This window comes from Brevibacillus sp. (assembly GCF_003521185.1).
Lineage (GTDB): Bacteria > Bacillota > Bacilli > Brevibacillales > Brevibacillaceae > Brevibacillus > Brevibacillus parabrevis.
Genome location: NZ_DOTK01000015.1, coordinates 1 through 22,355 on the forward strand (window position 1 = coordinate 1; position 22,355 = coordinate 22,355).

The 22,355-nt window shown below is 54.9% G+C and carries 24 protein-coding genes; 7 read left to right on the forward strand and 17 right to left on the reverse strand.

The window, feature by feature from the left end; all coding sequences use genetic code 11:
• The first annotated feature begins 185 nt into the window (after positions 1–185).
• A complete protein-coding gene (locus DEP07_RS03995; RefSeq protein WP_429827593.1) occupies positions 186–494 on the forward strand; it encodes a DUF3846 domain-containing protein in 309 nt (102 codons plus the stop codon).
• A 93-nt stretch (positions 495–587) separates the two neighbouring features.
• On the opposite strand, the gene dut is transcribed toward DEP07_RS03995, so the two are convergent.
• Positions 588–1,124 carry a dUTP diphosphatase gene (dut, locus tag DEP07_RS04000; protein WP_122963484.1) on the reverse strand — a complete coding sequence of 179 codons (537 nt, stop codon included), beginning with the start codon at positions 1,122–1,124 and terminating at the stop codon, positions 588–590.
• Between the two features lie 208 nt (positions 1,125–1,332).
• On the opposite strand from dut, the gene trhO reads away from it, so the two are divergent.
• The 3 genes from trhO to DEP07_RS04015 all read left to right on the forward strand — a co-directional run bounded on the left by trhO (position 1,333) and on the right by DEP07_RS04015 (position 3,192).
• The gene (trhO, locus tag DEP07_RS04005; RefSeq protein WP_122963485.1) at positions 1,333–2,277 is read left to right on the forward strand and encodes an oxygen-dependent tRNA uridine(34) hydroxylase TrhO; all 945 of its coding nucleotides are present in this window, start codon (positions 1,333–1,335) and stop codon (positions 2,275–2,277) included.
• Positions 2,278–2,503: 226 nt separating this feature from the next.
• Complete coding sequence (locus tag DEP07_RS04010; RefSeq protein ID WP_122963486.1) at positions 2,504–2,707, forward strand: hypothetical protein; 204 nt, start codon at positions 2,504–2,506, stop codon at positions 2,705–2,707.
• Positions 2,708–2,727: 20 nt separating this feature from the next.
• Positions 2,728–3,192, forward strand: coding sequence for an NUDIX hydrolase (locus DEP07_RS04015; protein ID WP_229049904.1), 465 nt, complete (start codon positions 2,728–2,730; stop codon positions 3,190–3,192).
• On the opposite strand, the gene DEP07_RS04020 is transcribed toward DEP07_RS04015, so the two are convergent.
• Entirely contained in the window at positions 3,185–3,880 is a 696-nt protein-coding gene (locus tag DEP07_RS04020; protein WP_280648324.1) for an HAD family hydrolase, read from the reverse strand. The genes DEP07_RS04015 and DEP07_RS04020 overlap by 8 nt on opposite strands.
• A 125-nt stretch (positions 3,881–4,005) precedes the next feature.
• On the opposite strand from DEP07_RS04020, the gene DEP07_RS04025 reads away from it, so the two are divergent.
• The 3 genes from DEP07_RS04025 (at position 4,006) to DEP07_RS04035 (ending at position 6,344) form a co-directional block, all read left to right on the forward strand.
• Entirely contained in the window at positions 4,006–5,457 is a 1,452-nt protein-coding gene (locus DEP07_RS04025) for an amidase family protein (protein WP_287102154.1), read from the forward strand.
• Positions 5,458–5,583: 126 nt separating this feature from the next.
• Positions 5,584–6,060 carry a GNAT family N-acetyltransferase gene (locus tag DEP07_RS04030; RefSeq protein ID WP_122963652.1) on the forward strand — a complete coding sequence of 159 codons (477 nt, stop codon included), beginning with the start codon at positions 5,584–5,586 and terminating at the stop codon, positions 6,058–6,060.
• Positions 6,061–6,173: 113 nt separating this feature from the next.
• Complete coding sequence (locus tag DEP07_RS04035; protein WP_287102155.1) at positions 6,174–6,344, forward strand: hypothetical protein; 171 nt, start codon at positions 6,174–6,176, stop codon at positions 6,342–6,344.
• 72 nt (positions 6,345–6,416) lie between these two features.
• Here the strand turns inward: DEP07_RS04035 and DEP07_RS04040 are convergent, their stop codons facing one another.
• The 15 genes from DEP07_RS04040 to DEP07_RS04110 form a co-directional block, all read right to left on the reverse strand.
• Positions 6,417–6,863, reverse strand: a complete 447-nt coding sequence (locus DEP07_RS04040; RefSeq protein ID WP_122963495.1) for a hypothetical protein — start codon at positions 6,861–6,863, stop codon at positions 6,417–6,419.
• A gap of 320 nt (positions 6,864–7,183) precedes the next feature.
• Positions 7,184–8,785: a serine hydrolase domain-containing protein gene (locus DEP07_RS04045; protein ID WP_287102156.1), complete on the reverse strand. Its 1,602-nt coding sequence runs from the start codon at positions 8,783–8,785 to the stop codon at positions 7,184–7,186.
• 72 nt (positions 8,786–8,857) lie between these two features.
• On the reverse strand, positions 8,858–9,934 hold the full coding sequence (locus tag DEP07_RS04050; RefSeq protein WP_287102158.1) for a M42 family metallopeptidase: 1,077 nt from the start codon (positions 9,932–9,934) through the stop codon (positions 8,858–8,860).
• Positions 9,931–10,572, reverse strand: coding sequence for an FMN-binding negative transcriptional regulator (locus DEP07_RS04055; RefSeq protein WP_287102159.1), 642 nt, complete (start codon positions 10,570–10,572; stop codon positions 9,931–9,933). The genes DEP07_RS04050 and DEP07_RS04055 overlap by 4 nt, the downstream gene beginning before the upstream one ends.
• Positions 10,573–10,590: 18 nt before the next feature.
• Positions 10,591–11,544, reverse strand: a complete 954-nt coding sequence (locus DEP07_RS04060) for an alpha/beta hydrolase (protein ID WP_287102160.1) — start codon at positions 11,542–11,544, stop codon at positions 10,591–10,593.
• Positions 11,541–12,863 (reverse strand): serine hydrolase domain-containing protein, encoded by a 1,323-nt coding sequence (locus tag DEP07_RS04065; RefSeq protein WP_287102169.1) that lies wholly within the window; start codon positions 12,861–12,863, stop codon positions 11,541–11,543. The genes DEP07_RS04060 and DEP07_RS04065 overlap by 4 nt, the downstream gene beginning before the upstream one ends.
• Positions 12,864–12,868: 5 nt before the next feature.
• Positions 12,869–13,846: an ABC transporter ATP-binding protein gene (locus tag DEP07_RS04070; RefSeq protein ID WP_287102161.1), complete on the reverse strand. Its 978-nt coding sequence runs from the start codon at positions 13,844–13,846 to the stop codon at positions 12,869–12,871.
• A gap of 8 nt (positions 13,847–13,854) precedes the next feature.
• Positions 13,855–14,871 (reverse strand): ABC transporter ATP-binding protein, encoded by a 1,017-nt coding sequence (locus tag DEP07_RS04075; protein WP_173595843.1) that lies wholly within the window; start codon positions 14,869–14,871, stop codon positions 13,855–13,857.
• A gap of 13 nt (positions 14,872–14,884) precedes the next feature.
• On the reverse strand, positions 14,885–15,913 hold the full coding sequence (gene opp3C, locus DEP07_RS04080; protein WP_287102162.1) for an oligopeptide ABC transporter permease: 1,029 nt from the start codon (positions 15,911–15,913) through the stop codon (positions 14,885–14,887).
• A complete protein-coding gene (locus DEP07_RS04085) occupies positions 15,910–16,842 on the reverse strand; it encodes an ABC transporter permease (RefSeq protein ID WP_287102163.1) in 933 nt (310 codons plus the stop codon). Before DEP07_RS04085 ends, opp3C begins: the two co-directional genes overlap by 4 nt.
• A 37-nt stretch (positions 16,843–16,879) precedes the next feature.
• Positions 16,880–18,544, reverse strand: a complete 1,665-nt coding sequence (locus tag DEP07_RS04090; protein ID WP_173598812.1) for a peptide ABC transporter substrate-binding protein — start codon at positions 18,542–18,544, stop codon at positions 16,880–16,882.
• A gap of 30 nt (positions 18,545–18,574) precedes the next feature.
• A complete protein-coding gene (locus DEP07_RS04095) occupies positions 18,575–19,513 on the reverse strand; it encodes a dipeptidase (protein ID WP_242771698.1) in 939 nt (312 codons plus the stop codon).
• Between the two features lie 16 nt (positions 19,514–19,529).
• Positions 19,530–20,492, reverse strand: a complete 963-nt coding sequence (locus DEP07_RS04100) for an ornithine cyclodeaminase family protein (RefSeq protein WP_287102164.1) — start codon at positions 20,490–20,492, stop codon at positions 19,530–19,532.
• A gap of 10 nt (positions 20,493–20,502) precedes the next feature.
• A complete protein-coding gene (locus DEP07_RS04105) occupies positions 20,503–21,609 on the reverse strand; it encodes an alanine racemase (RefSeq protein ID WP_287102165.1) in 1,107 nt (368 codons plus the stop codon).
• Positions 21,606–22,274: a helix-turn-helix transcriptional regulator gene (locus DEP07_RS04110; protein ID WP_173595836.1), complete on the reverse strand. Its 669-nt coding sequence runs from the start codon at positions 22,272–22,274 to the stop codon at positions 21,606–21,608. The genes DEP07_RS04105 and DEP07_RS04110 overlap by 4 nt, the downstream gene beginning before the upstream one ends.
• Between the last annotated feature and the right edge of the window lie 81 nt (positions 22,275–22,355).

The window sequence follows — 22,355 nt, forward strand, 5'->3', positions numbered from 1 at the left end:
CACCACCGTTTTTTCGCTTCTCGCTGCCGTTTTCCACTTCGCACACCGTTTTTTCGCTTCTCGCCGCCTTTTTGCCATTCCGCACTGCCGCTTTTTCCAATCCGCTCGCAGCATATTCCGCGCAATCCCAGCCAACACTCTCGCGCATTTTTTGGCTTTCGGTTATGATGGGACAAAAGGAGTGAATGATCGTGATCACCGTTTATGTCAAACGTCCGCATGAGGACGCCGCGATTGCTGAAATTGCCGATACGGATGCTTTATCCGAGCTGGTCGATGGGGATTTTGAAGTGGTGACGGACGACCATCTGGAAGGGATCTCGCTGATCGTGAATGAAGACGGACGAGGTGTATTGGCCAACAATTTTCCGATTACCGCAGACGGCTACCTCGACTGGGTATATGGCCCGTGTGTGTTCGTCAAGGCAGACGGCCGTTCTCTTAGCGAGGACGACATTCGTGTCATCGACCAGTTTCTCGCCGCCAAAAAATAGCAGCTGCCAAAAACAAAAAGACCCCTCCTCCGTCAGCGCATGTGTCTCGCACACTTGCTCGGAGTCAGGGGTCTGTTCTTTTTTAGGGCTGTCTTATCCGTTAATGCCGCTGCTGCCGAAGCCGCCAGCGCCTCTCTCAGTCTCATCCAGCTCGTCTACCACTTCGAAACGGGCAACAGGCACGACACCGATTACGCCTTGCGCGACGCGGTCGCCTTTTTTGATGAAATAGCTGTGAGAATCCACTTCTGTGTCTACCGTCACTTCTTTTTCTCCCGCATCGAGGCAGACGTTGCCGATCTTGCCGGACGGAATGCGGATGTTTTCCATCAAGACGCACACTTCTCCGCGGTATCCCGCATCGATCGTGCCCGGAGCGTTCGGCAGGCGCAGTTTTGTTTTCGCGCCAATGCCGGAGCGCGGACGCACTTGCAGCTCGTAGCCCTCTGGCAGTGCAAAAGCAAGTCCGGTCGGGATTTTGACGGTTTGCCCCGGAGCAATCAACACGTCTTCGACGGCAACGAGGTCAAATCCCGCGTCCAAGGCACGGGCGTATTGGGGAATGACTGCTTCCGGGTGCAGTTTTTTTAGTTTGACCTGGGCAACCAGGCGATCATTTGTCTGATTCATCAAAAGTCTCTCCTCATCTATCACCATTCTGCTAATGTCCTCCCATAGTGTACAAGATGGGCCACCATCCAGCAAGTTCAGCCACTTGCCCGCGTTTTCATAGAACGATCACAAATTCCTGTCTTTTTCTACACTTTTGTTTGCGGATTATGATATAATCACCGTTGCGTCATAAACTACAATTGAAAAAAGAAAGGTGGATTGTACCTTGCAAGTACAAAAACCATACCGCATTTTGCTCTACTACAAGTATACTCCGTTGGAAAACTACGAGGAGTATGCTGCTGAACACTTGCAATTTTGCAAGGAAAACGGACTCAAAGGACGGATCATCATCGCTCCGGAAGGAATTAACGGAACGGTATCCGGCACTGTCGAGCAGACCGACGCTTACATGGAATACGTGCGAAAAGACCCGCGCTTCGCGGACATGTGGTTTAAAATAGACGAATCGGAAGAACACGCATTCAAAAAAATGTTTGTTCGCGCGAAAAAAGAACTGGTGACCTGGCGTCTGGAAAACGACGTTGATCCGAATGAGAAAACAGGACACTATTTGAGCCCGAAAGAGTTTTACGAAATGATGCAGCAAGAGGACGTTGTCATCCTCGACGGCCGCAACTACTACGAATACGACCTCGGACACTTCCGTGGCGCGATTCGTCCAGAAGTGGATTCTTCCCGCGAGTTCCCTGAGTGGATTGCGGAAAACATGAGCCAATTCAAAGACAAAAAAGTCCTCACCTACTGCACAGGCGGCATCCGCTGCGAAAAGCTGACAGGCGTGCTTTTGGATCAAGGCTTTGAAAATGTGTACCAGCTTCACGGCGGAATCGTCACCTACGGAAAAGATCCGGAAGTAAAAGGCCGCCTGTGGGACGGAAAATGCTACGTATTCGACGAGCGTATCTCCGTACCGATCAACCATACCGAAGAAGATGTGGTTATCGGCCGTTGCCACTACTGCGGCACTGTGGAAGATCGCTACGTGAACTGCGCCAACCCTTTCTGCAACAAACAGCACTTCTGCTGCACAGAGTGCGAGCAAAAATTCAAGCGTTCCTGCTCCGACGAATGCCGCGAGCATCCGCGCAACCGCTTCGTTGAAGAGGAAGAAAAAGCGAAGCTGCAAGCCGCTGGAGCGAACGCATAACCATACGAAAAGGAAACAAGCTGACCGTGCCTTTGTGCCAGTCAGCTTGTTTTTTATTTGCCGCTGTCTGATTCGGTGCGAAACGCGGCGAGCTGCACAATCGGTGTTCGGTCATCCCACTCTTCCCCCTGCTGCTTTCTTCTGATTTTTTTGTTTGGTCGTTGCCAAAAAGCTCCCTCACTCGTATTACTTGGCGAAGTGTCAAAAAAAACAGGAGACGTATGCCATGGAAAAAAAGCTCAGCATCATTCTCGGCTTCATTGTCGGGCTTGTGTTCGTCAACTTCGACTTTGACTATTCTTTTCTGCTCGAAATGAATGTCGATCCTGCTTTTGTGAGAGCGGCCGTCAAGACAATCGGTTTTGTAGGCGCTTTGTTCTGTGGACTCACCTTGCTATTCGACGCTTGGAAAGCCATTCGGTCCAGTTGATAATGGAGGGAACAACGCTTGTGAATGACTATATCTCGACCATGCGAAAGCTCATCGGCCACGAAACGCTGCTCACAGTCGGCTGCGGAGCCATTTTGGAAGACGAATCGGGACGCATCCTTTTGCAACAAAAACACAACCGCATCTGGGGCATTCCCGGCGGTCTGCTGGAGCTTGGCGAAACGTTCGTGGAGACGCTCAAACGCGAAGTGCTGGAGGAAACCAGTCTGACTGTCTTGCAGTGGCAATTGTTTGGCCTCTACTCAGGAAAAAACGGCTTCGCCCAGTATGCCAATGGGGATAAAGTGTTTAGCGTCCAGCTGATCTTTCGCGTCACAGACTACGCAGGCGTGCTCCAGACAAATGAAGAGAGCACCCGCCAACAGTTTTTTGCCAAAAACGAATTGCCGGACAGTCTGAACCCCCATCAGGCTCCGTTCATTTTGGACTGGGTACATGGAGTGACCCCGCCGATTGTCAGGTGAAGCCTGCGCCTCTCCCCATCTGGCCTTGAAAAGACGGAAGTACCCATGCGCTGATCTCTGCCAAATCGTCAATGACGACATGAGCCTCGGCAACTGCTGCATACTGGGGGCTGCGTTTCCATACCGCCTTCATACCGACCGCCCTGCTGGCGCGAACATCGTTGTCGGGGTGGTCACCTATGTACATCGCCTGTTCAGCAGGCACTCCAAGCTTGTCCAATGCCCGGTGAAAAATCGCCGGATCAGGCTTGCGCAAGCCTTCCCATTCCGACATGAGCACCTCGTCAAAATAAGGCGCGATGCCCAGTGCCTTGACATTGTCGTACTGGAACTGCCCGAAACCGTTTGAGATCAAGCCCAGCCGGATGCCCTGCTTTTGCAGGTCGGCAAGCATTTCATGCAGATGCGGGAACGCGACACAATGCTTTTGAAAATGACAGAGGTAGTCTTGCAGCAAAAAGGCCGCTTCCAGCTTCGCAATGGCAAGCTCCTCAATGAGCTGCGCGTACACTTTGTCCTTCCATACGTATCCGTGCTGATCCAGCTCGATAAAACGTTGCACGAATGTTTCCTGTCGGACGTGCTGAAGCTGGGAAATTCGCTCGTACTGGTCGTGGACAAACCGGATGAGCGAAGTGTCGCGGTCGAGCAAAGTGCCGTCCAGATCGAATAGTACCGCTTGTATCATCTGCATCACGCTCCTTTTTGAATGATACGAACATTCCCGCATGTAATTGTTCCACAACCATTTGCCCGCTTCCCTGCATTTGGTAAACTAAGAAAGATCAAATCAAACAGAAAAAGGTGAAAATTATGTCGCCGAACCATGAAGCAAGCATCCTGGAATGGCAAGCTGCCATGGAAGCAGGACACACGACGTCACGAGAGCTGACCATTCTGTTTTTGGAACGGATCGCTGCCTACGACAAACAGGGACCGACCATTAACGCCATCAGTGAAATCAATCCCGATGCCTTGCATATTGCCGAAGCTCTGGACAGGGAGCGGGCGATATCCGGCAGTCGCGGGCCGCTTCACGGCATTCCGATATTGATTAAAGACAACATTGCGACCGGAGACAACATGCACACGACAGCCGGGTCGCTCGCCTTGGCCGATTCGTACGCGTCGGCAGACTCGTTTGTCGCCGCACGTCTGCGCGAAGCAGGCGCCGTCCTGTTGGGCAAAACCAATCTGACCGAATGGGCGAATTTCATGGCTGACAACATGCTGAACGGCTACAGCTCGCGCGGCGGACAAGTTCTCAATCCGTACGATCCTGCGTTCGATGTCGGCGGCTCCAGCTCCGGTTCAGGCGCGGGAATCGCGGCAGGCTTTGCCGTAGCGGCTGTCGGAACAGAGACTTCCGGGTCGATCCTCGGCCCTGCCAAAAAAAATTCGCTCGTCGGCATCAAACCGACGGTAGGCTTGATCAGCCGCCAGGGCATTATCCCGATTTCCCACAGCCAGGACACGGCAGGCCCGATGACGCGAAACGTAACGGACGCGGCCATTTTGCTCGGTGTCCTGACAGGTGTCGATCCGCAGGACGCGGTGACTGGAAAAAGCGCAGGGCTGGCCCACCGCGATTACCTCCCCTTCCTCGACGCAAACGGACTGCAAGGTGCCCGAATCGGTGTCGTGCGTTCCGGCTATTTGGCTGAATGCGACGAGGAAGAAGCCGCTCTTTACGAAGCCGCCATCTCGCAGCTGCGGCAGGCTGGCGCTACTGTCATCGATTCCGTAAGCATTCCTTCTGAAAATGCCGATTGGAACTCGCAAGTTTTGTATCACGAGTTTAAGACAGGTGTAAATGCCTATTTGAAAACATTGCCCGCCTCTTTCCCGATCCGCACCCTGAAAGATATTGTCGCCTTCAATCGCAAGCACGAAGCAAGAGCGCTCCGGTTTGGGCAAAGCGTACTGGAGCAGTCCGAGCAAACCAGCGGCACCTTGACCGATCCTGCCTATTTGCGGCAAAGGCTGTACGATCTGGAAATGTCGCAACGCCAAGGGATCGACGCCGCACTCAAGGAACACGCCCTGGACGCTCTGCTGTTCCCGGGAGACACGGGCTGTGACATTGCGGCGAAAGCTGGCTACCCGTCCATTGCCCTTCCCTCCGGCTACACTGCGCAAGGAAAGCCTTTTGGCATCATGCTGACTGGACTGGCCTTCTCGGAGCCTGCTCTTCTGCGCATGGGCTACGCCTACGAGCAAGCGACTTTGCTGCGTGTCCCGCCTGTCTTGACGGAGCAAGCTTGATAGCTTAACTCCTTGTTGAGAACCTGGCGAGCGGCACAGACGATACACTGCTCTCGCCCATTCGTGTCGCAAACCAATCGCCAGAACGCCAATCCCAAGCTCAGTAGGATCGGAGGTGAATTTTTGTTGGAAAACGTTCGTTTGCGCCCGACCACTGCGGAAGATTTGCCGATTTTGTTTGAGCAGCAGCTCGACCCGGAGGCAAACCATATGGCCGCCTTTACCGCTAAAGACCCGAGTGACAGGCAAGCTTTTACCGCCCATTGGAACAAGATTTTGGCAGACGACTCGATTGAGAAAATGACCGTACTTGCCGATGGACAGATCGCGGGCTACATCGTTTTCTTCGAGCAATTTGGCAGCCCTTCCGTCGGATATTGGCTCGGCAAACCATTTTGGGGCAAAGGGATCGCGACACAGGCGCTTACCGCCTTTCTCGCGCTTCTCCCCGTCCGACCTGTTTACGCCCGCGTCGCCAAAGACAACGTCGGTTCGATCCGCGTCCTGCACAAATGCGGCTTCCGCCAGGCAGGAGAAGACGCGGGATTTTCCAATGCCCGCGGCTGTGATGTCGAGGAGCTGATCATGGTGCGGGAAGGTTGACGGCTTGACGGCAGCATAAGTGACGCCAACGCCTCGAAACGCTCTGAAACCCCAGCATCTTCCAATCGTATACACACATAGAACCGAGAATGTCTCCACAGGAGGGAAGTGCCGTGGCTCTTTTCGGCAACATACTGGCTGCCATCCTCTTGTTCGCCTGGGCTGGCGCAGAATTTCTGTTCGGCCCTGCCCCGGGAAAATGGCGGATGCGTCTCGGCTTTTTTCTCGGCCTGGTTGTCATCAGCGGCGTGCTCTACTGGGGCGGGTACTGGCTGACTGGCTGAGCGCCCTGACTGCCCTTTCTGTTTCCGCCCACAAAAAACGCATGTACCCCGAATCGGTGCATGCGTTTTTCTTTACATAGTCGTTTGCTGTTCTGCCTTGCCCAGTCGGTCCTCGAAAAGCTTGCCGAGCTGGCCGATGTCCACTTCCCACTTGTCGTCCTTGTAGTAGACGGTCGCCTTCGTCTCGCCTTTTTTGCCTACGATGCGAATGCTCGCCGTCTTGACCTCGTAGGTGCCGTCCGGCTGAAACGTAATGTCTGCATCTTTCAGTTCGCTGTCGAGCACAGGCGTGATCGTCTTGTCCACCACTTCCTGCGTAGCCACCGCCGCTTGCCGTCCCATCTGGATGACTTCCTCCGGGCTGAAGTGAAAAAACAACACCAGTACGACTCCGATGATGGCTGCAAGCGAGATGATCCGAATCAAGCTGCGCACGACCCATTGAGCTGCCAAGATCAAGACTATGATACAAACCGCGACGGGCCAGTAATCTTTCACGAGTTGAAGAACTTGCTCCATCCTCATCACTCCTTCACCATTTCATTTTCGCCAAAAAAGGGCGGTCCCTAATCACAGACGACAGAGAAAATGGCGCTTGTTTTTGAAAAGTAGAAAAAACCGCCGCAAAGGTGCGGACGGACTCTTTCGGCACAACTTTTCAATCTGTAACACCATTCGACAACTGCCGCATCGAGTCCTGCCACGAAGCGCAAAAACGGCGACAAATCAATGACAAATGCGGGAAAGCTGATGGTGGAGACAAGCGCAAAGAAGGCTGCCGTACGGATAACCTTTCCAGTCCGTACGGCAGCCTATTTTTCTTTTGGCTTAGTGCCTGCTTAGTTCCTTTTGGCGAAGGCTACTGCTTGTGCTCTGCCCGTCGACACCCGGAACCCGCTGACCGCTTGATTGGCTGCTCGCGCAAAAGTGAGAGTTACGCCATACAAGCTTCCCCCGACTCCGGCGATAAACTGATCGGGGGCCGTGCGCAGCAACTGCTGCTTTTTGTTCCGGCGATGCGAGAGATAGAGCGCCCCGTCCTCGACCAGCACCTCGTAGGCGGTTCCCAGCTCCGCGCTCTCGTACGTGCCCGCATATGCCAGCCCGTCTGCCTCGCATTCCTGATCAGGCTGCCATTTTTTCAGTGGGATGCAGCGCGTTCCAAAGCGAAATCCGGCTGTTGAACCGAGATACAGTTCGTAGTTGGCCGTTCCCGCTTGATAGCGGTTTCCCTCCACCTGAACAAGGGGCGCAGCTCCGTACTCCTCAAGCAAATACAGCTGATCTCCCTTGCCCACCACTTGCGCGATGAACGCGTACGTTCCGTCGGAATAATACGTCCCTGCCACGTCCTCGTCTGCAAAATCGGCATCGTAAAAGTCAGGCAAAACCTGCGGCTCCACCTCGCTCCGCTCCACTCCCAGCAGCAAGTCGACGATTTTCTCCGCAGCCCTGCCGATTGCTACCGTATCCGTGTTGCTGAAAATGGCGATATCGATATCCTCTACCGGAAACCGGACGGTACAACTGCGGAATGCCGCGTCTGAACCGTCGTGCCCGATAAAAGGACGCCCCTGGTACAGAGCAGGATCATTCACGATCAATCCGCCCGCGTAATGAATCTTCGTTCCGTCCAGCAGCGTCGGGCAGTCAAACATCTCGGAAAGTGTCTCCCGTTTGCAAATGACCGGCTCCTTGAAGTTGGCCATCCACTTCATAAAATCAGTTGCGGTCGTGTGCAGCGAAGTGGCGCCATACGTGCCGTAGTTCAGCACGGCATGAATCAGCTCCCCGCCGACGCGCTTGTAAGAATCCGCGCCATTTGGAATCACCTGCCAATACCGATCCTTGAAGCACGTTTGCGCCATGCCGAGCGGGGCAAAAATCCGCTCACGGGCAAACTCGTTCAAACTTTTGCCGGACACTCTTTCAGCGATTTCGGCCAGGAGGGTAAAATTCGAGTTGCAGTACATATAGCGGGTAAGTGGCGGAAAATTCAGCTCCGTTTGCGTGGAAATAACGTCTTTGGCGTCAGACTGTGTGATCGTGTCATCAAGCCGGACTCCTTGCAGCATGAGCAGCTCCCACTGATCCTGGATGCCGCTCACGTTGTTCATCAGATTGCGCACCGATACAGGCTCGGCGAACGAAACCATGTCCGGCACGTAGCTGCGAATGTCGTCATCTACGTTCAGTAGACCGTCTTCCTGAAGCAGCAGTACACACATCACTGTCACTTGCTTGGACACCGATGCAACATGAAACACCGTCTCGCCCGTGATCGGCAGCCTATGCTCCACGCTGGCGTAGCCAAAGCAGTTTTCGTAGACGATTTCCCCGCCTTTGCGAACCACAACCTGTCCGCCCGGGCATACGCCTTGCTGCCAATCCGCGAACAAGTCATCGATTTTTGCCGCTATCCCCGCATCATATCTACTCACAACCTTGCCTCCTCTGGCTCAGCAGACCAGCTTCCTGTTACATCAGTCGACCTCTGCCTCTTTTTCCCAACTCTACCACTTCTGCCGAAAGCTTTCAATGAAAGCGACGAGGAGCTGAACCGCGTTTTCCAGATCGTCCAGATGCACGAGTCCAGTCGCAGAGTGAATGTAACGGGACGGGACCGAGATGCATCCGGCTACCGTTCCTTTGCCAGCGAGGCTGATTGAGTACGTGTCTGTCACGCAGTTCAAATACACGCCGCGCTGGTACGGGATGTGATTTTCTTCGGCCGTTTGCACCAGCTTTCTCGTCAGCTTTTTCGGGACACTGCTTCCCGCCCAGTTGTCGGTGACCCACTCGAAAAACAGGATGACCGGGCCGCCGCCAAGCGTCAGCGGAATCATTTTCTCCTCGATCTTCGGCGTACCGCCAGTGAGCGCGACATCGAGCGCCAGCGCAACGTCCGGCTGAACGGCGAAAGCGGCAGGGCCTGCGCCGCGCATCCCGACTTCTTCCTGAACCGAGCCGACCGCATAGACCGATGCGGTGAGCTGTTTGCCCGCGAGCCGCTTCATGACTTCGAGCATGACGGCGCAGCCGGAGCGGTCATCGACCGCTTTTCCGGTAAACACTTTGCCGCCGTTCAAAAATTGCCCCTCCCGCGAAAAGGTGACGAAATCGCCGACCGTGACGCCAAGCGCTTCTGTTTCCTCTCGACTCGCCGTCCCTACGTCCACATACAGCTCGCTAAGCGGAATCGCCAGTTTCGCCTCTTCCGCCGTCACGATATGGGATGGCTTCGCTCCTGTGACTCCCTTGACGATGCCTTTGTCCGTATGAATGTCCAGCACCTGGTTGATCACCATGCGGCTATCGTGACCGCCGACCGGGTGAAACCAAACAAATCCTTTTTCGTCAATGTAGCTGACGATAAAGCCGATCTCGTCCATATGCGCGCACAGCATGATTTTCAGGTCGGGATCGCTCCCTTTTTTAATGAAAAACTGGTTGCCTAGCGCATCGCTTTGGTGCTCGTCCACCACATCCAGCAAATTTTCCCGCAAGTAAGCGGCAACCCGCTCCTCATCCCCCGCCACACCGGGGATCGCGTCCAGTTCGGTCAGCCATTTTTGCAAACTCATGTTCATTGCTCCTCTCCTGATCCTGCTTTGGGCAACTGGCGCTGCATCATGTTTCCTAGCTCTGCCGCCACCGTGTCCGGGCTTCGTGCCAGCGCGTCCGCCACCCGTTGGCGAATCGGCAGCGGCTTGTCCTGGCTCAGCTTGAACGCCCCTTCGATTTTCGTTACCTGGATCTCGAAAGCGACCAGCTCTTGCTTCAGCTTCTCTGTATAGTCTTGTGGAATGGCGTCAAAATGCTTTTCATAAGCAGGCTCGAACGTGCGGATCGTCTGCAACAGCGTCTGCGCGACGTCTTCTGCCTGCGAATAAATGACAGGCTTGCCGTAGACGTGCACAGCCGCGTAGTTCCAAGTCGGCACACCGTAGCGGCTTTCATAATATTGCGGCGAAATATACGCATGCGGCCCTCGGAACATGACCAGCACGTCCTGCTCCGCAAACGTTCGCCATTGCGGATTCGCCAAAGCCATGTGGCTGACCAGCGTGATCTTCGCCTGCTCGTGCTCATGCTCCACCAAAAACGGCAAATGGGTCGCCAGCGGAATCGTCCCGTCGAAGCTGACGATGGTAGCAAAATGGTACTTTTTCATAAAGGCTACTAGCGTCTCTATATCGTTTTCGCGATAAGATGGGGGAATAAACATCGTCGACCTCCTTGTCTGTCAGGTGTAAAACACGCGTTTCAGCTCGGCAGCCGTTTCGGCCAACGCTTCTTTGCTCGCGTCTACCTCGCCGGAAAAGTTGAAAAAGCTGTGCACCATGCCAAGGTAGCGCTTTGCTTTTGCCGCGACACCGAACGAAGCCAGCCGCTCGGCATACAGCTCTCCTTCGTCGCGCAAAGGATCGAACTCGGCCGTGACGATTACAGCTTGCGGCAAGCCGCTTAAATCGGCAGCAAGCAAGGGAGAGGCGAGCGGATCGTTGATCTGTTCCTCATCCTGCAAGTAATGAGCGCGGAACCAGAGCATCTCGTCGTAAGTCAAGTTGTATTGATTCCCGCATTCCCGACAAGACGCTGTATCGAGGGCAAACGAGACAACCGGATAGATCAGCAGCTGGCAGCATAAGCCAAACTCGCCGCGATCGCGCGCCAGCAAGGAGACGACAGCCGCCAAGTTGCCGCCTGCGCTCTCTCCGCCAACAGCGATTCGCTTGCTGTCTCCGTTGAAGGAAACCGCATGCTCAACTACCCACTTGGTCGCCGCATACGCATCCGTGACGGCTGTCGGGAACTTGTGCTCAGGCGCGAGGCGATAGTCGACAGAGACGACGATGCAGCTCGCCGCTTGTGCATAATAGCGACAAATGCGATCGGTTATCTCGATATTCCCGAGCACGAAGCCGCCCCCGTGAAAAAAGACGAACACAGGCAGAAGCTCCGGCACCCCTTCCCCGCCTGGGGTGTACAAACGAATCGGCAGCTCTGCTCCCCCTTGTTCTGCCACTGCAATCACCCGATCCTCTACTGCTACTACAGGCGTCTCAAGCTCCGAGAGATTGGCCCGCGCTCGTGAAAAAGCGAGACGCGCTTCTGCGGGCGTCATGGATTCGGTATCTGGCAGTCCAAGCAAGCTTTGTTTGCGAAATACTTCCTTTACTTGCGGATGTACACTCATGCCTTCCTCCCCTTCTCTTGACGAGTCCACATGCGAAATCCGAAAAAGGCCGCCCACGCCTGCTCGTCGTCATTGGCAAAAAACCGGATCGGGTACTCGTCTTTTTCCATGACAAGTGTCTGACTGTCGCTGGCGCGCAAATCGTAGCGCTCGCCGCCAAAAACGAGAGTCGGCTTGTCTTGGGCAAGCTCAATCTGCAAGCTGCCCCCTTCTCTGGACTGATACGTGCCTGCGAGCTTTTCCAGTTGTTCCTTTGTCGCCGTATAGTGCGGCTCCTGGCTTGCTTTTTGCGTGAGCGGCAAGCCGAGCGCCTGGTTGACCGCCGCCAGCCAAATGTCTCCTGCTGGCATATCCGTCGCGTTGATCAGGACAGCTGCGACAAGTCCCTGTTCCGGGACGAAACCGAAGCAAGACGATACCCCTTGCTGACTTCCGCCGTGGCTGACGAGCGTCACGCCCGAATAATCGGGAACGATCTCCAGCGCCAGTCCGTAAAATTGCTTGCGGCCAACCTGATGAACAGGCTGCCACATTTTGCGCAGCAGCTCTTCGCTTGCGACCGGATTTTCGCCGCCTACAAAAGCCGCGCCGTAGCGCAACAGATCGTTGACCGTAGAGCGCAAGCCGCCGCCCACCTCGTAATTTCCCAGACTCGGCCACGGCACCGCTTCCAACTTGCCTGTCTCGTTGTTTTTCATATACGGTACAGAGACGTCAGCCATTTTCGCAATTTCTTCCAGACTGTACGTGGAGCGGTGCATGCCAAGCGGAGCGAGGATCGTTTCCGTGACGAATCTGCGGTAGAGACGGTTCGTCAGCCGTTCGATGATCGCGCCTTGCAGCAAAAAGGCATCGTTCGAGTAGCTGAAATACTCGCCCGGTTTGCCCAACAGCTCGTACTCCTGCCCCGCGATGTACGTGAGGTGGTCTTCCAGCCTGTTGATTTCCGGTTTGCGGGGAAGAGGCGGCAAGCCGCTCGTGTGCGACATCAAATGATGGACTTTTACCATGCCGGGGTCATCCATGCCGCACAGCTTGAACTCGGGAAGATGCGCGCATACCGGATCATCGAGCGATAAGCGCCCTGCTTCCACCAGCGAAAGCAGCGCCATCACCGTCAACGACTTCGTGACGGAACCGCACCCGAACAGCGTGTCGGGGCCAATCGGCCGCTTCGTTTGCAAATCGGCATAGCCAAAGCCGCGCTCGTATACAACCGTTCCGTTTTTCGCAACAGCGATGGCGATGCCCGGAATTTGCTCTTCGTCCATCCGCTTGGTGACGTATGCTTCGAACTCAGGCCAGTTTTCCACTGTCATCTGTGTCACTCCCCCTTCTCCCCATACAAATGGCATTTGACATAATGCTGCGGAAGCACTTCCGCAAAGCTCGGTATTTCCTTGGCGCAAATGTCGAACGCTTTCGGACAGCGCGTATGAAAGCGACAACCGCTCGGCGGATTCAGCGGATTGGGAATCTCGCCTTGCAAAACGATTCGTTCTCTGGACTGCTCCTGAACCGGGTCAGGCAAGGGAATCGCCGACAGCAGCGCTTCCGTGTACGGATGCAGCGGTCGCGCATACAGCTCATCGCTTGCGGCAAGCTCGACCAGTTGCCCGAGGTACATGACGGCGATCCGGTCGCTAATATGCTTCACCATGGACAAGTCGTGGGCGATAAACAAATAGGTCAGCTGTTTTTGCCGCTGCAAATCCATCAGCAGGTTGACGATTTGCGCCTGAATCGACACATCGAGGGCGGCAATCGGCTCATCCGCCACGATAAAGGAAGGCTCGACTGCCAACGCCCGGGCAATCCCGATCCGCTGACGCTGCCCGCCGCTAAATTCGTGCGGGTAACGATACGCCTGCCTGGAACTGAGTCCGACAAGCTCCAGAAGCTCGCTGACCTGCTCTTTCCGCTCTTTTTTCGCAAGATTCGGACGATGGATCATCAGCCCTTCGGAAATGATCTCGGTGACAGTCATTCGCGGATTCAACGACGAGTACGGGTCTTGAAAAATCATTTGCATCTGGCTGGTGTACGCCTTGTGCCCCTTGCGCTCGGTCATGTCGCTTACACGCTCGCCCGCAAAGCGAATTTCGCCGCTGGTCGGCTTGTACAGCTGCAACAGCGTCCGGCCCACCGTCGATTTGCCACACCCGGACTCTCCGACCAGTCCCAACGTCTCGCCTTGCCAAATGTGAAAGCTGACATCATCGACTGCGCGCAGCGTCTGATTCGGCCCGAGCTGGAAATGCTTGCTGAGATGGTTCACTTCAAGTAGTACGCGGTTGTTCATGGCCTCATTCACCCTCCTGCGACTCCTGCCAGCCGCTCTTGCTGCTGCGCCCGCTGATCGAGCAGCCAGCACTTGGCTGTATGCCCGCTCGACACTTCTGTGAGTGGCGGCGAAAAATGTTTGCACACCTTCATCACGTGCGCACATCTCGGGGCGAACGGGCAGCCTTGTTGCTGGCGGGCGAGATCAGGCGGCGTACCCGGAATCGGGATGAGCGGCTCGTTGCCCGCGGCGTCCAGACGAGGCATCGAGCGCAGCAAGCCCCACGTGTACGGATGTTTGGGACGGTAAAAAATTTCCGCAATCGGCCCTGTCTCCACTACCTCTCCGGCATACATCACAGCCACTTTTTGCGCCATGTTGGCGACGACTCCCAAGTCATGCGTAATCAAAATGATGCCCGTCCCCGTCCGTTGCTGAAGCGACTTCATCAGCTCCAAAATTTGCGCCTGCACCGTCACGTCGAGCGCAGTCGTCGGCTCGTCGGCGATCAGGACTTTCGGGTCGCAGGCAAGCGCCATCGCAATCCCGACACGCTGGCGCATTCCCCCGGAAAAATGGTGCGGGTACGCCCTGATCCGCTCCTGCGCGTTCGGAATGCCGACCAGTTGCAGCATGTTGACCGCTTTTTCATAGGCGGCGGCTTTGTCGAGCCGCTGGTGCTTGCTGATCCCTTCTACCAGCTGCTGGCCGATCGTCATCGTCGGATTCAGCGACGTCATCGGGTCCTGGAACACCATGGAGATTTCCGCTCCCCGAAGCGACTGAAGCTCTCGCGGAGGCAACGCCAGCACGTTTTGCCCTGCATAGGTGATCTGCCCGGCGGGGATGCTCGTGCTCTGCTTCGGCAAAAGCCGCATGATCGCTTTGGCCGTGACCGATTTGCCAGAGCCGGATTCACCCACGATGGCGAGCGTCTCCTGCTTTTGCAAGCAAAAGCTGACCCCTCTTACCGCATGCACCTCGCCTCGCTGGGAATGAAACGCAACATGCAAGCCGTCTACTGTCAGGATCGGTTGATTCATCGACATCCCCTTCTTATTTCGTCATTTTCGGATCGAGCGCATCGCGCAGCCCGTCCGCAAGCAGGTTGAAGCTGATCATGATCAAACTGATCATCACGGCGGGAATCACCAGCTTGTAAGGGAACAGCCGCATCCCTTTGTAGCCGTCGTTGATCAGAACCCCAAGCGAGGCGAGCGGCGCCTGTAGACCAAGCCCGATAAAGCTCAGAAACGCTTCAAAAAATATCGCGGTCGGCAGTGTGAACATCAAAGTGACGATGATCGGCCCCATCGCGTTCGGGATCAAATGCTTGAACATGATCCGGCTGTTGGAAACCCCGAGCGAACGGGCAGCCAGCACAAATTCCTGACCTTTTAGCTGCAAAATTTGTCCGCGGACAATCCGCGCCATCCCGACCCAGCCTGTAATCGTCATCGCCAAAATAATCGACGTGATTCCCGGCTCCAAGATGAGGATGAACAAGATAATGACGATCAGATTGGGGATGCCGACGAGCACTTCAATGATGCGCTGCATGACGTTGTCGATTTTTCCGCCGTAATAAGCCGAGATCCCGCCATAAAGGACGCCGATGAACAAGTCGAGCAAGGCGGCTACGAGGGCAATCAACAGCGAAATTTGCGTTCCCTTCCACACCCGCGTCCACATATCCCGGCCAAATTCGTCCGTGCCGAACCAGTGCGCCTCCGTTATATTCCGTTTCGCGTACAGATCGGCTCCGTTGCTGTCCAGCCCGTCAAACCCGAGCCACCCCAGCCCGCTTATTTTCGGCGGCAAATTGGAATGGGCCACATTTTGCCCGTCATAAGTGTATGGGGTCAGCAGCGGCCCGACAAAAGCCAGCACCGTAATGACCATGATCAACACGAAGGCAGGGACGACTCCGCGATTTTTTCCCAGCCGTTTGAGCGCAGCCTTCCAGGGCGCATCCGCAGCTGGAGCCGCAACCTCCATCGCTGCTTCTGCTGCAACTGGCTCGTGCACAAACAGATCGTCGGTTATTTCATGCGGGGACGTCCCGGTTGCCGGCAAAGTCCTCATGTGCTTTCCCCCCATTTTTCACGAATGCGCGGGTCCAAAATCCCGTAGATCATATCGACCAAAAGCACGACCAGAATGAACAACGTGCTGTAAAAGAGCGTAATGCCCATGATCACACTGTAGTCGTTCACCATGATGGATAAAATGAACTGCTCCCCCAGCCCTGGCACCGAAAAAATTTTCTCAATCACCAATGTTCCGGTCATGATCGACACCGCCATTGGCCCAAGCATGGTCACGACCGGGATCAGCGAATTGCGCACGACGTGCTTCCACACCACGGCAAACTCCGAAATCCCTTTGGCCCGCGCGCTCAAAATATAGTCCTGCGTGAGCACCTCCAGCATTTCCGTGCGGATGAACCTGGCGACTGCCGCTATCACCGTCACGGATAGCGCCAAGGAAGGCAGAATGGAATAAGAGTAATCCTCCCAAAGTCCGGGCGGCAGCCAGCCGAGCTTGACGCCCACGTAGTATTGCAACAGCGCCGCGAATACGAACGAAGGGATCGACATGCCCAGGACAGCCATCGTGACGGCTCCCAGGTCAAACAGGCTGTTCTGACGCAGCGCCGAGAGAATCCCCAGCCCCAGTCCGATAATCGAGCCGATCACCATGGCTTGAAAGCCGATCAAAACAGACGGACCGATCCGCTCGAAAATGATGTCCGTGACCAGGCGCCCCTTGAATTGAAAGGAGACGCCCCAATCACCTTGAACCAAATTCCCCAGGTAGCGGGCGTATTGAACGGGCAGCGGCTGATCCAGTCCGTATTTTTGATTCAACGAAGCCAATTGCTGCTCGGACAGCTTGTCCAGGTTGCTGTACGGGGTGCCTGGAAGCAATTTCATCAGGAAAAAGGTCACGGTCGCAATGATGAACAAAGTCGTCAGCATGACTCCCAGTCGTTTCAAAAAATACAGTCTCATCCGCATGCCCCCCATTTCCGCGCCTGGCTTTTCAACCTTACTCCATATGCGTCCATTTGTACGTAAACTCCGGACCGCTCGGATGCCAGATCAGCCCTTTGATTTTTTGGCTCTGCAAAATGACTTCTCCGTATTGATACAGCGGGACGACCGCCGCATCTTTTTCGATGATGATTTTTTCTAGCTGCAGCAAGATGTCGTACCGTTTCCGCGGGTCCAGCTCCTTGTTGGCCTGTGCCACCAGTTGGTCAAACTGCGGGTTGGAATACTTCATCCGGTTCGCCGGGCCGCCCGTCACCCACATGTCCAAATACGTCATCGGGTCGATGTAATCCGGCCCCCATGTGGACAAAGCGATCTCATACTCAAACGCTTTTTCCTGTTTGATCCGCTGCTGGAACGGAACGGTTTTCAGCTTGAGCTTGAAGCCGGGCAAATTCGTTTCCAGCTGCGCTTTCAAATACTCGGAAGTTTGTCGCATGTATTCCTGATCCGCCACAATCATGGACGTCGCAAGGCCGCTTTGTCCGATTTCAGCCAAGCCTTTTTGCCACAATGTTTTCGCTTCTTCGACCGTTCCTTTGTTCAGTTGCCCATTCAGCACACGATAATCTTTCATGTCGGGCGAGAGCGAGAACGCTGCTGGCACCAAGCCGTACAGCGGGATTGAACCATCGTTTAACACGACGTCTGTCAAGCTTTCCTTGTCAATCGCCATGCCGATCGCCCGGCGGATATTTTCGTTTTGGAAAGCGGCAACATCGGGATTCAGACGCATAAAAATGGTCGTCGGAGTCGCTACTTTTTGATAATCTTCCTTGCCTTTGTAAGCGTCGGCCAAAGAGGAGGTCAGACCTGTCACGCGGTCAAGCTTCCCCGTTTCATACAGGTTGACGGCTGCCGAAGGTTCCTTTACGATATAGACATTGATCTCGTCCAACTGGACGTTCGCGGCGTCCCAGTAGGATTCGTTTTTCTTGTATTGCCAGCTTTGTTCGTGCTTCCAGTCGTTCAGAACAAAAGGTCCGTTCGCCAGCACCTGGTCGTACTCCAGGCCATACTTGTCGCCTGCTTTTTCCACGAATTTCTCGTTTTGCGGCAAAAACGGGGCAAGTGGCAGAAGCGGCAGGAACAGTGGATTCGCTCTGTCCAGCTTCACTTCCAGCGTCTTCGCATCAATCGCCTTGATGCCCAAATCGTCCGGCTTCTTCTCGCCTTGCAAAATCTTGTCGGCATTGGCAATCCCGGCCATTTCGAAAAATACGCCGAATGGCCCCACTTCCCGCAACACCCGCTTCCAGCCGTATTCAAAATCTTGGGCCGTTACCGGATCGCCGTTCGCCCATTTCGCATCCCGCAACAAAAACGTATGCGTCAAAGCGTCCTCGCTCGTTTTATGCTCCTGCGCAATCGCGAGGATCGGTTGGTGCTTGTCGTCGAAGCGGAACAACCCTTCGTTGATGTTGTTGAGCACCGTAGAGCTGACCGCATCGGAAATCTGGGCCACATCGAGCGTGGCGATCTCCGCGCCTTCGGACACATTCAGCACTTGCTTGACGGCACTCGCTTCGCCCTGCTTTCCTTCACTGGCAGGAGAAGTGTCATTTTTCCCAGCCGACCCGAAGTTGCATCCTGCGAGCGCCACACCGCTTACGAGAACGGCTGTCACGAAACAAAGGAACCGCTTGCTTGCTACCCTCATGATTCTTTTCCCCCTTATGCTCCTGTCTGTTTACCGTTTTTGTGGCCTGTTGCGCATAAAATTTTCCGAGGCAAACCCGCGCACTTGCTCGTCTGTATAGTACCGCGAAAGCTCGTGCAGCAAATTTTGCATCATGCCTGCATGGGAAAGTTCTTCGATGCGTTCGGGAATCGAGATGCCGTCGAAGTCGGAGCCGATTCCGATGTACCGCTCACCGCCCAACCCGCAAAAATGTTCGATATGGCGGATCAAATCCGGGATCGCAGCCTTTCGTCCCTCCTTGACGAAGGCGGGAGAAAAAAACACGTGGACCAGACCCCCTTTGGCGAACAGCGCCCGCGCCTGTTCATCAGACAAATTCCGCGGATGGTCGAGGATCGCCCTTGCATTGGAGTGGCTTGCGATAGGATGGGCCGCCAGCTCGATCACGTCCCAGAAAGCCTGTTCATGCAAATGCGAGACATCTGTAAAAAGCCGATTTTCATTCAGAAAATTCACTACTTTTACGCCGAACGAAGTCAATCCCGTAGCCGTTTTGTCCAACGCTCCGCCCGCAGCGAGATTCCCATGATTCCAGGTCAATCCGACAGAGCGCACCCCCAACTGATACAGTGTCGTCAACATGGACAAGTCTTCTCCGATCGCATCCACTCCTTCCAGCGAGAGCAGCGCTCCGATTTCTCCGTCTCGCAGCCGATCGATGTCGTCCCATTCCTTGATTTGCTTCATCTCGGGATTTTTCCCCAAGACTTCCTCATGGAAATAATCCATTTGCGCAAGCACAGACGAAAGCTTTTGCTCCACAGACAAGTCCGGCGGCGGAAACAGCGCGAAAACTTGAACTTTTACTCCGCCTTGCTGCAAACGCGCTTTGTTCGACTCCAACTGTGGCGCACTGGCGAAAGCAAGCTCGCCTTTTGACAGCCACATTTTCAACAACGTGTCGCAATGCAGATCAACTACGTGCATAACAGGCTGTCCCCCCTTACAAGTCTACATACATGCCCTTGCCCGTCTCCTTCGCCTTGCGATACACAAACGCGGCAACGCTCAAATCTTGAACGGCGATCCCCGTCGAGTCGAACAAGGTAATCTCGCTCGCCGATTGGCGTCCCGGCTTTTCCTTGCTCGTAATTTGTCCCAGCTCTGCAAACAAACCGTCGCGGGAAGGCTGTCCTTGCAATTCTCCCAGGTGCGAAGCTTGCTCCCACCAATCGCAGACGAGCTTGTCCGGCAGCCGATCCAGCTCGATCTCCCTTTTCCCGCTCGTATCGCTTCCCATCGCATTCACATGAGTTCCCGCCCGCAGCCACGACGACTTGAGCACGGGCGAAAAGGCAGGTGTCGTCGTGACGACAATATCGGCTTGCTCGACCGCTTCCTGCGCCGAAGCGGCTTGTCTGGCGCCGAGTCCCATCCGCGTGATTTCCTCGGTCAGTCTGGCTGCCGAAGCATCTGTGCGGGAGTAGACGGAAACGGTTTCAAGCGGAAACAGGTGCAGCAGCCCTTCCAGCTGCGCTCTTGCCTGGACGCCCGCGCCAATTAGTGCGACCGACTTGCTCTTTTGGCGGGCTAAATATTTGGCCGCAATCGCCCCTGCCGCCGCTGTGCGGATCGCCGTCAGCAGATTGGCGTCCAGAAGGCACGTCGGCTCGCCCGTTTGCGGACAAAGCAGCAGCATGACGGATTGATGGTTTGTTTTGCCGCTTTGCCAATTGTCGCTCCAGAAGCCGCCTGTCTTCAGGCCAATCGCTGACTCCTCGCTCAAATACGCTGATTTGATGCTGTAAATCCCGTTGTGCTCCCCGATTTTTTCGCGAACGGACGGGAAAACGGCGCTTTTGCCTTGAGCAAACTGGGAAAAAGCCAGCTCCACCGTCTCCATCGCTTCACGAAAGCTCAACATCTCCGCAAACAGTTCCTGATTGATTACGAGCACTTTTGCCATGACTACACCCCTATTGATTGCATCCTCGCGCATGGATCGGAAACACGGTTTCGACTTTTCCGTCGCGTATTCCGTAAGCCACCTGGTACAAATTGACGGTTGGACAAATGTGGTTCGGAATGATTTCGATGCGCTGGCCGATGGAAAAGGACGTTCCCGGCACCATAATCGCATGCTCATCCGACAGTTTGCGGATGTGTACATCCCGCTCCCCTCGTACCTGCCCAAAACCGCTGGTCGCAAGCAGGCCGCTCGCCCGCAAGTCGATTGTCATCGCTTTCGCCCCTGCATCAGCCACAGCACGTTCGTCATTCGGCCTGGAAATAACCGTGCCGAGAATCGTCGCGGCACAGCGCTCCGTATCTCCGAAAAAGGCGGCGTGCGTCCTGTCGTAAAACACGTAGGTGCCCGGACGTATCTCGGTGACTCCGGGAACGACGCCTGCCCCAAGCAAACCGAGCGTGCAACCGACACTGACCTCGCAAGGAAAGCCCCAGCGCGAGCGGATTCGCTTCCCGATCTCGACCATTGTCTCCTGCGCTTGGCGCGCCACTTTTTCCAGCTCGCTTCTGTCTGCCGCGTTATACACTTGTCCTTCATGAGTGAATATTCCATTTATTTTTGTTTCAGGAAATTTTCCGATAATTTTCTCGACAAGGCTCTCTACCTGATCCGGTTCCACGCCACAGCGCTGCAACCCGGTATTGACCTCGATCATGATTCCGACGGAGCGAGCCTCTCCCCCGTACTCGTAAAGCTGTTCTAGCTGAACAAGCGAATCGACCGCCAGCCTGATGCGTGCTCGCCTCGCCAGTGCTTCCAGTCTGGCAAGCTTTTTTCTCCCGACAATTTGCGTCGCCACAAAAATGTCTGTCAGTCCATAGTCGGCCATGACTTCCGCCTCGCCACGCTTTGCCACGGTAATCCCTTGTGCTCCGCCATCGATCTGCATCTGGGCGATTTTTGCGCATTTGTGCGTCTTGATGTGGGGGCGAAGAGCAGCCCCTCCTGAATCGGCGAGCGACTGCATCTCCTGCACATTTTTCTCCAGACGGTTCAGATCGATGAGCAGAGCGGGCGTGTCCAGTTCGTCCACGCTTGATCCGATCAGCTTCATCTGCTCAACTCCTCTTGCTCCTGCTTCTGATTCCTGCGCAGCTCGTCTAGGTAGCTGTACATGGTTACCTTGGAAATTTTCAGCTCAGCAGCGACTTTTTCCAGCGCGCCCTTGATCAGAAATACCCCTTTTTTGTCCATGAACTGGACGATTTGCATTTTTTCGTTCTTGTCGATTTTCTCCACGTCTTTCTCCGAGATCATCTGGTTAATCATCTGCTCTACGATCTCCCACACATTTTGCACCACTTCCACTTCTTCGCGCTCCAGCGGCTCCTCGTCCATGCGGATGAAGTCCTCGATGAACTCGCGGGTGCTCACCAGTGGGTGAATGTCGATGTTGATGCAAAAAGCGCCGATGGCTTCCCCGTCTGCATTGCGGATCAGCGCGGTCGTCGACTTGATCGTCCGCCCATCCTCCGTCTCGGTCCGGTAATTGGCGACGACGTCATTTTGCAGCTTTTGGGACAAGAGAACTTGTGTGATCAAATGGTTGAACGATTGCCCGACCGCCCTGCCTGTGACGTGGTTGTTCGCGGTGTAGATGACGGACGACTGCGGCGAACTCAAATCGTGGAGCACAACTTCGCAGTTTTTGCCAAACGTCTGAGCCATGGCATCGGCGATCGGAATGTATCGGCGCAGTTCCTCGGCGTATTTTCCCATGCTTCACTCTCCTTTCCTCCGGGATGGTGGTGCTATTTGTTATCCCTCATTATACTTGTCCATATAATTTATTCAAGATAA

Excerpts from the sequence above, each read along its gene's own strand:
- dut (WP_122963484.1), bottom strand. The coding sequence starts at position 1,124 with ATGAATCAGACAAATGATCGCCTGGTTGCCCAGGTCAAACTAAAAAAA.
- DEP07_RS04110 (WP_173595836.1), bottom strand. The coding sequence starts at position 22,274 with ATGGGAAAATACGCCGAGGAACTGCGCCGATACATTCCGATCGCCGAT.
- DEP07_RS04090 (WP_173598812.1), bottom strand. The coding sequence starts at position 18,544 with ATGAGGGTAGCAAGCAAGCGGTTCCTTTGTTTCGTGACAGCCGTTCTC.
- DEP07_RS04070 (WP_287102161.1), bottom strand. The coding sequence starts at position 13,846 with ATGAACAACCGCGTACTACTTGAAGTGAACCATCTCAGCAAGCATTTC.
- DEP07_RS04100 (WP_287102164.1), bottom strand. The coding sequence starts at position 20,492 with ATGGCAAAAGTGCTCGTAATCAATCAGGAACTGTTTGCGGAGATGTTG.
- DEP07_RS04060 (WP_287102160.1), bottom strand. The coding sequence starts at position 11,544 with ATGAGTGTACATCCGCAAGTAAAGGAAGTATTTCGCAAACAAAGCTTG.
- DEP07_RS03995 (WP_429827593.1), top strand. The coding sequence starts at position 186 with ATGATCGTGATCACCGTTTATGTCAAACGTCCGCATGAGGACGCCGCG.
- DEP07_RS04040 (WP_122963495.1), bottom strand. The coding sequence starts at position 6,863 with ATGGAGCAAGTTCTTCAACTCGTGAAAGATTACTGGCCCGTCGCGGTT.
- DEP07_RS04010 (WP_122963486.1), top strand. The coding sequence starts at position 2,504 with ATGGAAAAAAAGCTCAGCATCATTCTCGGCTTCATTGTCGGGCTTGTG.
- DEP07_RS04025 (WP_287102154.1), top strand. The coding sequence starts at position 4,006 with ATGTCGCCGAACCATGAAGCAAGCATCCTGGAATGGCAAGCTGCCATG.
- DEP07_RS04065 (WP_287102169.1), bottom strand. The coding sequence starts at position 12,863 with ATGACAGTGGAAAACTGGCCTGAGTTCGAAGCATACGTCACCAAGCGG.
- DEP07_RS04020 (WP_280648324.1), bottom strand. The coding sequence starts at position 3,880 with ATGATACAAGCGGTACTATTCGATCTGGACGGCACTTTGCTCGACCGC.
- opp3C (WP_287102162.1), bottom strand. The coding sequence starts at position 15,913 with ATGAGGACTTTGCCGGCAACCGGGACGTCCCCGCATGAAATAACCGAC.
- DEP07_RS04085 (WP_287102163.1), bottom strand. The coding sequence starts at position 16,842 with ATGAGACTGTATTTTTTGAAACGACTGGGAGTCATGCTGACGACTTTG.
- DEP07_RS04050 (WP_287102158.1), bottom strand. The coding sequence starts at position 9,934 with ATGAACATGAGTTTGCAAAAATGGCTGACCGAACTGGACGCGATCCCC.
- DEP07_RS04055 (WP_287102159.1), bottom strand. The coding sequence starts at position 10,572 with ATGTTTATTCCCCCATCTTATCGCGAAAACGATATAGAGACGCTAGTA.
- DEP07_RS04075 (WP_173595843.1), bottom strand. The coding sequence starts at position 14,871 with ATGAATCAACCGATCCTGACAGTAGACGGCTTGCATGTTGCGTTTCAT.
- DEP07_RS04095 (WP_242771698.1), bottom strand. The coding sequence starts at position 19,513 with ATGCACGTAGTTGATCTGCATTGCGACACGTTGTTGAAAATGTGGCTG.
- DEP07_RS04105 (WP_287102165.1), bottom strand. The coding sequence starts at position 21,609 with ATGAAGCTGATCGGATCAAGCGTGGACGAACTGGACACGCCCGCTCTG.